This window comes from Pseudomonadota bacterium (assembly GCA_022361155.1).
Lineage (GTDB): Bacteria > Myxococcota_A > Polyangia > Polyangiales > JAKSBK01 > JAKSBK01.
This window is the reverse complement of record JAKSBK010000542.1, coordinates 1-9,426: the sequence shown is the minus strand read 5'-3', so window position 1 is coordinate 9,426 and position 9,426 is coordinate 1. Positions and strand designations below refer to the sequence as shown.

Here is a 9,426-nt window from a genome sequence, read left to right as displayed (position 1 = left end):
GCGTCGTCCAGGACGTAGCGGATGCTGTCCTCCGAGGTGGCCGGGTTGAGTGAGACGCCGGCCTTCTTCCCCGCAGCCCTAATCGCCCGCAAGGTGCGATGCAGGTGCACGCTGGCTTCCTGGTGCACGGTGATGATGTCCGCACCCGCATCGGCGAACTCCTGCACACAGCGCTCGGGCTCGACGATCATGAGGTGGACATCGAGCGGCAGGGCGGTGCAGCGCCGTAGCGCGCGCACGACCGGTGGACCTATGGTCAGGTTGGGCACGAAGCGGCCGTCCATCACATCCACGTGGATCCAATCGGCCCCGGCCGCCTCTACGGCCTGGATCTCCTCGGCGAGCCTGCCGAAATCGGCGCTGAGCACGGAGGGTGCGACCTTGACGCCGGTGCCTGTAACCGCCATGCGGGGAAGGTGAACCGCGTGTCGCCTCGCTGTCAACGTCCATGGCGGCTCAAGCGCGACCCTGCGCAGCCGTCCCTGCCGTTCGCTTGACGGCCGACACCACGCTCTACACAATCGTACGCGTTCGCCCAGTGGCTGCGGGCGTGGGCGGCCGCCACCTTCCCAGCGCATGCCAGATCAGAAATACCAAGTCATCCGACGCCTTGAAGCGGGCGGGATGGCTGAAGTGTTCCTCGGCGAGGTGAAGAGCGTCGAGGGCTTCAAGAAGCGCGTGGCCATCAAGCGGGTGCTGCCGCACCTGGCGCAGAATCGCAAGTTCATGCGCATGTTCTTGGATGAGGCCCGCTTGTCGGCGCGCCTGACCCACGCCAACATCGTCGGCGTCTTCGACGTGGGAGCGTCGGACGATACGTATTTTCTCGTCATGGAGTACGTGGACGGGGCGAACCTGACGAAACTGACCGACGCCATCCGCCAACGCTCCGGCTATTTCCCACTCAAGGAGGCCGCCTACATCGCCATGGAGGTTTGCAGGGCGCTGAGCTACGCACACGAGCTGTGCGACGAGAACGGCCAGCTGCTGGGCATCGTGCACCGAGACATCTCTCCACCCAACATCATGCTCACCCGGCGCGGGGAGGTCAAAGTCGCCGATTTCGGGCTGGCCAAGGCGAGCACCCAGCTCGAGCGCACCGACCCGGGCGTCGTGAAGGGCAAGTTCAGCTACTTGGCGCCCGAAGCGGCCCATGGTGAGGAAGTCGACGCCCGCGCCGACCTGTTCAGCCTGGGGGTGGTACTGTGGGAGATGCTGGCAGGCCGCCGGCTGTTTCTGGGTGAGAGCGACTATCAGACCATCAAGCTGGTGCAGCGAGCCAACATTCCGCGCCTGCGCCCGCTCAACCCGAGCGTCACTGCCGATTTCGAGGAATTGCTACGAAGGGTACTCGCCCGCGATCCGAACAGCCGCTTTCAGAACGCGCGCGAGCTGGGCGACGCTTTGGCCGGCTACCTATTCACCCGCCAGCTGAAGGTCACCTCCTACGACCTCGCCCGCCTGGTCAATGCCGCTATTGCCAGCGGCGGGAGCCGGGGACCACGGGACGCTTCGGTGATCGACCGGCTCATCCAGGAGGAGCTGGGCCGCTTCCACTCGCTCGACGAGACCTCGGACGCCCAGGCCGCGGCGGCGCCTGCGCCGGTGCCCGCATCCGAAGCACGTCACGGCGAGCAGCGCCTGGAAAACCCAGCCGAGTGGTTTTCGGATATGGATTTCGCCCAGCTGTTCGGTGATGTTCCCGAACCGAAGCAGGGCGAAACAGCGCCCGAATGGCGGGAATCCGGACTCGAGTTCGGTCCTCCGCCCCTGCCGAAGCCCGTTGCAGCACCTGCGGCACCGGACCCACCCTGGCTCCCACAGCCTCCGGAGCCGCCGGGCGAGCCATCCGCAGCGCCCAGCTCCAAGCAAACCGAGCGGAGCGACCTCCGAGCGGTGGGAGCGGCGGAACCTGCCTCGGCCGAGATCGCCCTCGGGCCTGGCGGTTCTGCTGCGGTTGAGACACCCGATGCCAGCGCCGCCCCCCAGACCCGGTCGGCGCCCTCAAGCCAGATGACACCTGCTGCGCAAGGTGGCGGCAGCTACCTGCGCGTGGGGCTGCTCGCAGCCATCGTGCTCATCACGGGCGCCGCGATCGTCCTTTTCGGCGAGCTGTTCACGAAGTAGCGCTCCAGGGCCCGTCCCGGAATAGCTGGTCGAGACCGGCCGCAGCCGATCGAGCTATTCTTGGACGGGCCCTTGGGTCCCAGGAAGGTTCGGCTCCCGCCGAGCGCGCACGCAAGCTACCAGCTCGCGCAGCCGCCGGGCCTCGCGGGCAGGCAGGGGCTCGCCGCCGAAGCGGGTTCGGAGGTAGCGGTCGGTGACCTCGCGGGCGGCTTCGAGCCCCGAGAAGCGCTGGCCAGCCAGCGCGGCGATATGCTCGGAGGGGGTGATATGGAGGCGACGAGGATGGCCGCGGCGAGCCAGCGCACGCTCCAGGTCACGGTAGAGGGTCACGGCTTGTCGTATGTCACGGTCGCGTGAGCCCGGTGCGTAGGAGCCTGTGCGCCGGCCAAGGCGGCGCCCAAAGAGCCAGCATACCCCCCCCACCACGGCAAGCCCGAGGCCCCAGAACAGCCAGGCAGCGGCGGATCGGGTCGAGCCGCGCTCGGACATGGGCTCGCGCGAGCTGTTGGTCGCGACGTGCCTTGCGCGGCGCAGCGAGCGCATGAGGCGCGACACCTCGGTCAGCAACCCGAGCTGGGTCCGCAGGTCGTAGCCGACCACGCTCTGCGCCCAGCTCATTTGGGCTGCGTCAAGGAACGCGTGCATGCTGGACCAGAGGTTGTCAGGCGGTCCAGCCAGCGTGGCCGCAACCGGCGTGGGATCGAACGTCATCCAGCCCTGCCCCGGGATGAAGGCCTCCACCCAGCTGTGTGCGTCGCCCTGGCGCAAAGCGTAGTAGTCGCCGTAGGGATTGTAGCGGCCTCCCACGAATCCCGTCACGTTGCGCGCAGGTACGCCCACGCCGCGCAGCATGATCGCCATGGCGGTCGAGAAGTACTCACAATGGCCGCGTTTGGCATGAAACAGAAATGCTCCGAGTGGGTTTTGGCCCGCCAGCCGTGGCTGGTTGAGCGAGTACTCGAACTCGTTCGAGCGCCGCAGTCTATCCTGGATGCTGCGCGCCTTGCCCAGGGGGTCCGGCGTCCCGCGGGTCCAGCGACGGGCCAGCTCGAGCACGGGTTCGTGCTGGGGGGGCAGCTGCAAGTAGCGCGAGCGGTCTTTCGCCGAGAGCTCTGCATCGTATCTCGGTTCGTGGCCGGGCGCGACGTGAGCCGTGTAGGTCAGGCGGATTCCACTGTCGAGGTAGCGGACGTGCAGTCCCGAGGCTAGCGTCAGTCGCTGGCGCATCCTGGCCGGATCGGAGCGCGAGGGCAGCGATACAGCCACCGTGCCCTGCGGCAAGAAGACCACGGGGGTTTCGAGTCGAACCACATTGATGCGAAGCGCGAGATCCCGTTTCGGCTGCGGCCAGCGGCGCAAGACGTAGTGGCCTGACACCACCCGCAGGGGCAGGGGCGCATCGACGGAACGCGTCCAGCGCCACCCGTCGTAGTGATCAAACGACGTGCCCCGCAGACGCAAGTCGAGCCGCGCCGCCTTGTGCGCGATACCGGATTCGGGCATGACTCGCAGCACGACGCTGGGGTCGTCCCGGATCACACCGAAGCCTCCCAGCTCCACCTGGTCGCCGAAGCCGGCCACCCGGCGACCGCTCGAATCGCCCAGACCGACAAAGCCTCTGCCCACACGCGGCACCGCCAGGAAGATGGTCGCGGTGAGCACGAACAGAGGCAGCGCCAAGAGCGCGGTCCCCAGCAGCAGGCCCGGGCCGACCAAGTTTCGCGAGGCGAGCACGCGCGCCATCGTGTCCGGGCCGCAAGCGCTCGCGTCAGGCTCGCGCAGGTACTGGTGCTCGATCTCGCGGCGCAGGTGGGTCAGCGTCAACATCCAAGGGGTAGCGACCACGAAGGCGACGAAGACGAGCGCGTAGGCTACGTCGGTGGACAGCACAGTAGCCGCTACCAGATGCAGGAACGCCAGGACGGCGATCTGTTGATAATCCGCCGCGCTGCGCCGGTTGCAGAGCCTCGAAACCTGCACGGCTGCAGCGAACTCGATCGCAAGCGCCAAGGTGGGTTGCGTCAGCATGGCGCGGCCGAGCTGAACGACGAGAAACAGCGCCACGGCTCCGGTCCACCAGGCTGCGTAGCGTCGCGACCCGAGCACGCGCCCTTCGGCAAACAAGCTGGCACCCCAACCGAGCGCGATCGCCAGCTTGGCCGGCAACGCAAGCTCCGCGCCCAGGCCGAGCCCAAGCAGGCCCAAACCTGAAATCAAGTAGGTAACCGACTTGTGCAACGCCGCGAAGCTCAACGCCCGAGCCCCGCCTGCGCAAGCTGCTCTGCCGCATCCGGCGGCGCCGGCTCAGGCTGCTGCTCGGGTCGCGACGCGCATTCGGGTTGCAGCAGCGCCAAGAACCTGAACAACGGGTCGGGGGCCGCGCCCGGCAGCACGACCGCTGAACACGTGCTGGCTGCAGCGATCTGCACGGCGGTGCCGCGGCGCAACAGGGCTACCGCCAGGCCGGCGACTTCCGAGATCGTGCGCTCGAAGCCCTCGGACCAGGTATCGGATGCCCCTGCCGGTCGCAGGTTGTTGACAGACAGGATCACCTGCCGGGCAGCTTCCTGCTCGCGCTCGCGCACGACGATCTCACCCAGCGCAGCGGAACGCTTCCAGTGAATTGCACGCGCCTCATCTTCCGCACGGTAGGCGCGCAGCCCGGCGAGCTCCTGGCCACTACCCACGGTACCGAGCGGTACCTGGGCCCCGGCGCGGTGCGCGGCTTCGGATCTGCAGCTGCCTGGCAGCAGGGCTGGATAGATGAGCGCTTCGTCACGAAGCTCGACGAAGCGCCGCTTCTCGAAGATGCCGAAAGGATAGCGCGTAGCCACCCGCAAGCCAATGAACCGCAGCGGACCTCGCCTCGTTGGAGTCAGCCGGTAGCTCGCAGCCTGCATGGATTTGGGCGCCACCTTCAGGACGTAGCAGCTCGGAGCGGCCGTGCCTTCAGCCATCTCCTCGACCTGAAGCGACAGACTTGGCGTGCGAGCCTTGTCGTTGTGAACGACCAGCTCGACCGGGCGCGTGGCTTGTGCGAACCACCGCCCTGGTAGACGGCGTTGCACCCGCACGCGCCGCAGCACGAGCTCGCTGAGAATGCCGCTGAGCACGATCAGGCTCAACATGAATCCCAGCACCAGATAAAGCAGGTTGTTGCCTGTGTTGAAGGCTGCTACTCCGACTCCGAGCGTCACGAGAATGAACCACTTGCCCTCGCGAGTGACACGCAGATGGCGCCGCCATGGTTTCACGTTAGGACCCGCCACACGACAACCCGTGCAGATCGCAGGGGACCGGGCGTCGCTGGCAAGGCGCGACGACGCGGAATACTGCGGGTATTTCGAGGAGGAGCAACACAGCCAGCGGCGTTTGGGGCCTGCGAAGTGGGCAGGTTATTGTGCGGCGGGTCCTTAGACAGGCACGCTCAACGAGGTCAGTTGATCGACTACGATGCGTTCGGCGTCGACGCGCGCGTCCACGCCGTCGCGGCTGCCCGAAGGACGCACCCGGTGTGCCAGCACCGGCACGGCCAGGGTCTTGACATCATCAGGGGTCGCGTAGGAGCGCCCTTGCACGATCGCAAAGGCCCGCACGCAGCGATCCAGCGCCAGCGCAGCTCGGGTAGATGCCCCCATGTCCAGCATCGGCGTGTTTCGCGTGGCAAGGATCAGTGCATGCAGGTACTGCACGAGCTCTTCCGTCACGCGCACCCGGTCGACCGCCTGCTGGGCCGCAAGCAGCTCGGCGCGGTTCACGACCGCGCGCAGCTGGTCCAGGGGATCGCCGGCTCGCCGCCGTGCGATGAGACCGCGTTCCACCTCGGGCGGCGGATAGCCGAGACGCACCCGCATCAGGAAGCGGTCGAGCTGCGACTCCGGCAGTGGATAGGTGCCAAAGAACTCAGCGGGATTCTGGGTAGCCACCACAAAGAAGGGATCTTCCAAGGTATGCGTCACGCCATCGAGAGAAACACGACGCTCGCCCATAGCCTCGAGCAGCGCGCTTTGCGTTTTGGGCGAGGTGCGGTTGATCTCATCCGCAAGCAGCACATGGGTAAACACAGGACCCTTGCGAAACGAGAAGCTCGCCGTCTGCGCGTCGTAGACGCTACCACCGAGCAGGTCGGCCGGCATCAGATCCGAGGTGAACTGGATGCGGCGGAAAGTCAGTCCCAGGCTACAGGCAAGCGCACGTGCGAGGCTGGTCTTGCCTACACCGGGAACATCCTCCAGCAAGAGATGCCCTCGGCCTAGAATGCAGGTCACTGCTAGCTCGACTGCGCTGCGCTTGCCCTGAAGGACGCCGGCGACGCTATCCACCAGACGCGCGGCGATTTCTGTAGAAGCAGCAGGCGTCGGCAGCGTCGCTTCCATCAGCTCGGAATTTATCATGCTGACGCTGGCCGGGCACTACCTACCGCGGCGAGTGCCAAGGAACCGCCACTCCATAACCTGCCCACCTCGCAGGCCCCAAACGCCGCTGGCTGTGTTGCTCCTCCTCGAAAAACCCGCAGTATTCTGCGCCGTCGCGCCTTGCCAGCGACGCCCGGTCCTCTGCGATCCGCACTGGTCGTTGCGCGGCGGGTTCCAACGTGAAACTTCCGTTCGATACCTAAAGGCCGCGAGTGTGGCGCGCGAGATCCAGGATTGGAGCTGCGCCTCACGGGCTCACCGGGTCGAGCATTACAGCTGCGCTCGTGTGGTTGGCAGTGCGAGGGGGGCTTCGGTCTTGGCTCAGGCCGCCGTAGCTAGATCGAGCGCTTTGTCGAAGGCGGCGTCTTTGCGCGAGGTTGCACGTGGATATAGCCACTCTCATAGGTATCGTCGCCGGTTTCGGCCTGATTGTCGGCTCGATCTTGCTCGGTGGCAGTCTCGCCGCTTTCATCGACCCGCCCAGCCTGTTGATCGTGGTGGGCGGCACCATCGCAGCCACACTGATGGCAGAAAACCTGGACCGCGTGGTCGGCGCCTTCAAGGTCGCACGCAATGCCTTCTTCAATAAATCCTCGGACATAACCGACACCATCGAGACGATCCTGAAGCTCTCGAACATCGCTCGCCGGGAGGGTGTACTGGCTCTGGAGAACCAGCAGGTAGGCGACCCCTTTCTCGCAAAAGGCGTGCGCATGGCTGTCGACGGCATCCCGCAGGAAGAAATCCGCGAGACCCTGGCTGCGGAGCTGGTATCGATGAAGGCCCGGCACGGCCGTGGTCAGAAACTCTTCAAGTTCATGGGATCGACCGCGCCGTCCATGGGCATGATCGGCACCTTGATCGGCCTGGTGCAGATGCTGCAGGCATTGGACGACCCCTCCAGCATCGGCCCGGCCATGGCCGTCGCACTGCTAACCACGATGTACGGAGCCATCTGCGCCTTTCTGGTGTTCAACCCGATCGCCGAGAAGCTGGAACGTCGCACCATAGAAGAAGTGCAGAACATGACGCTGGTGATCGAAGGTGTGGAGTCGATCGTCAAGGGCCAGAATGCCGGCATCATCAAAGACAAGCTCGAGGCACGCCTGTCCCCGGCCAACCGATCGCAAGCGGAACAAGCTGCCTGATGCAAGACGAAGAGCAGGGCGCTGATGGCGAGACGGGCGCGCCGGCCTGGATGGCCACCTTCAGCGATTTGGCCACGCTGCTGCTGACCTTTTTCGTCCTGCTGCTCTCCTTCGCGACTATGGATATCCAGAATTTCCAAACCGCGCTGGGTTCCGTGAAGGAGGCATTCGGTGTCCAGTTCGAGACCCGCGGAAACTTCGAAACACGATCCACATCCATCATCGAGCTTTCGCAAAAGGAGTCGAACCGACGCATCACCGTGGTCGATTCCGAGGGGTCCGTTATTCAAAGTCTCAGAAGGAAGCTCAAGCGCATGGGCCTCGAAGACAAGGTCAGCGTTTTCAAGGGTGACCGAGGTATTACGCTGCGTCTGGACGACATGGTCCTTTTTGGTCTCGGATCCGGCCGGCTGCGAGAAGCCGCCTACAGCGTCCTGAACGCGATCAGCGAAATCGCCGGGGAAATGCAGGGTCCCCTGTCGATCGAAGGGCACACCGATGATTCCCCTATCCGCAGCGCGAAGTTTCCCTCCAACTGGGAGCTTTCGACAGCGCGAGCCGCCAGCGTGGTGCGCTACCTGATAGACAGAACCGGCATGCGATCCGACCGGCTTCAGGCAGTGGGCCTGGCCCACATCAAACCGATCGCACCGAACAATTCGCCCGAAAACCGCGCGCGCAACCGGCGTGTGGAGTTCGTTTTTCTGCGCGCCGGTCCGCGCCCGATTTCACCCAAGAAGACCATACTGTAGGCGCAAGCACACCATCTCGGGCGCGAGCGGCGACCGCACGCGAAGTGCTTGTTTTTGCAACAAAAAGAGGCGTGCATACGATGCCCTGGTGTAAGGATCTCTGCGATCGGCGCAGCTTATTGTGTCGCAGGTCCTAAAGTCAGAGCCCACGGTCACCGTTTTTCCCCGGAGCCGCAGCTAGCGGCGGATGGAAACCGGCACTGCAGCCCATCGGAGACACAGCTTGAGCAACGCCATTCTTGTCGTGGAGGACGAGGCCACACTTCGAAGCACCCTGGGCCGCTTCTTGTCCCGGCGTGGCCATCGCGTGCTCGAGGCGCGCAGCAAAGGAGAAGCCCTCGAGCTGATGCAGCGCGAGAGCGACCTCTTCCTGGTCCTGGCTGACATCGCCCTACCGGATGGTCTCGGCTTCGAGCTCGTGCAGCGGGCGCCCAAGGCAGGGGGCTGCCCCAAGGTCATCCTCATGACTGGGGACAACAACATCGACCACGCAATCACCGCCGTGCGACGTGGTGCTATCGACTTCCTGCTCAAGCCTTTTTCGCTTGAAGCGCTGGAGGAGGCCCTACTTCGTGCCCAGCGCGAGCGAGCTCGGAGCAAGACACGCGACTCGCTTCGACCACCCGCCGAGACGCAGCTGTGGAGGCGGCAGTTCGCTCCCGGCGTGCTCGGCCAGCATCCCAGTTTGACGGAAACCTTCGATCTGCTGGCAAGCGTCGCCGACACCGATTGCACCGTACTCGTCACCGGCGAAACAGGCACCGGAAAGGAGCTCGTCGCACGCGCCCTTCATCGGGGCAGCAATCGCCATGCAAAGCCCTTCGTAACCGTCAACTGTGCGGCCATACCGGAGAATCTGCTCGAAAGCGAGCTGTTTGGACACGTCAAGGGGGCCTTCACCGGCGCAACCCAGGCGCGCACCGGCCGGTTTTTGCAGGCCGACGGGGGGACCATCTTTCTCGACGAGATCGGCGAGCTGCCATT

Annotated in this window: 8 protein-coding genes; 4 read left to right on the top strand and 4 right to left on the bottom strand. The window is 65.1% G+C overall.

The genetic code is table 11. The annotated features are described in order from the left end of the window. Nucleotides 1-407 (bottom strand): ribulose-phosphate 3-epimerase (locus MJD61_20205; protein ID MCG8557586.1); only part of this gene is annotated, 407 nt, incomplete at its 3' end. Nucleotides 408-624: 217 nt separating this feature from the next. Here MJD61_20205 and MJD61_20200 point away from each other — a divergent pair. Next, nucleotides 625-2,127, top strand: coding sequence for a serine/threonine protein kinase (locus tag MJD61_20200; protein MCG8557585.1), 1,503 nt, complete (start codon nt 625-627; stop codon nt 2,125-2,127). A 54-nt stretch (nt 2,128-2,181) separates the two neighbouring features. On the opposite strand, the gene MJD61_20195 is transcribed toward MJD61_20200, so the two are convergent. The 3 genes from MJD61_20195 to MJD61_20185 form a co-directional block, all read right to left on the bottom strand. Then, complete coding sequence (locus MJD61_20195; GenBank protein ID MCG8557584.1) at nt 2,182-4,365, bottom strand: DUF3488 and transglutaminase-like domain-containing protein; 2,184 nt, start codon at nt 4,363-4,365, stop codon at nt 2,182-2,184. A gap of 11 nt (nt 4,366-4,376) precedes the next feature. Continuing rightward, nucleotides 4,377-5,381 (bottom strand): DUF58 domain-containing protein, encoded by a 1,005-nt coding sequence (locus tag MJD61_20190; GenBank protein ID MCG8557583.1) that lies wholly within the window; start codon nt 5,379-5,381, stop codon nt 4,377-4,379. A gap of 159 nt (nt 5,382-5,540) precedes the next feature. Beyond that, entirely contained in the window at nt 5,541-6,521 is a 981-nt protein-coding gene (locus MJD61_20185; protein MCG8557582.1) for a MoxR family ATPase, read from the bottom strand. Nucleotides 6,522-6,925: 404 nt separating this feature from the next. Here MJD61_20185 and MJD61_20180 point away from each other — a divergent pair, with 404 nt between their 5' ends. The 3 genes from MJD61_20180 to MJD61_20170 form a co-directional block, all read left to right on the top strand. After that, complete coding sequence (locus MJD61_20180) at nt 6,926-7,690, top strand: MotA/TolQ/ExbB proton channel family protein (protein MCG8557581.1); 765 nt, start codon at nt 6,926-6,928, stop codon at nt 7,688-7,690. Next, nucleotides 7,690-8,442, top strand: a complete 753-nt coding sequence (locus MJD61_20175; protein MCG8557580.1) for an OmpA family protein — start codon at nt 7,690-7,692, stop codon at nt 8,440-8,442. The genes MJD61_20180 and MJD61_20175 overlap by 1 nt, the downstream gene beginning before the upstream one ends. Before the next feature lie 223 nt (nt 8,443-8,665). After that, the coding region (locus MJD61_20170) for a sigma 54-interacting transcriptional regulator (GenBank protein ID MCG8557579.1) at nt 8,666-9,426 on the top strand (761 nt) is incomplete at its 3' end.

Excerpts from the sequence above, each read along its gene's own strand:
- MJD61_20200 (MCG8557585.1), top strand. The coding sequence starts at position 625 with ATGGCTGAAGTGTTCCTCGGCGAGGTGAAGAGCGTCGAGGGCTTCAAG.
- MJD61_20185 (MCG8557582.1), bottom strand. The coding sequence starts at position 6,521 with ATGATAAATTCCGAGCTGATGGAAGCGACGCTGCCGACGCCTGCTGCT.
- MJD61_20175 (MCG8557580.1), top strand. The coding sequence starts at position 7,690 with ATGCAAGACGAAGAGCAGGGCGCTGATGGCGAGACGGGCGCGCCGGCC.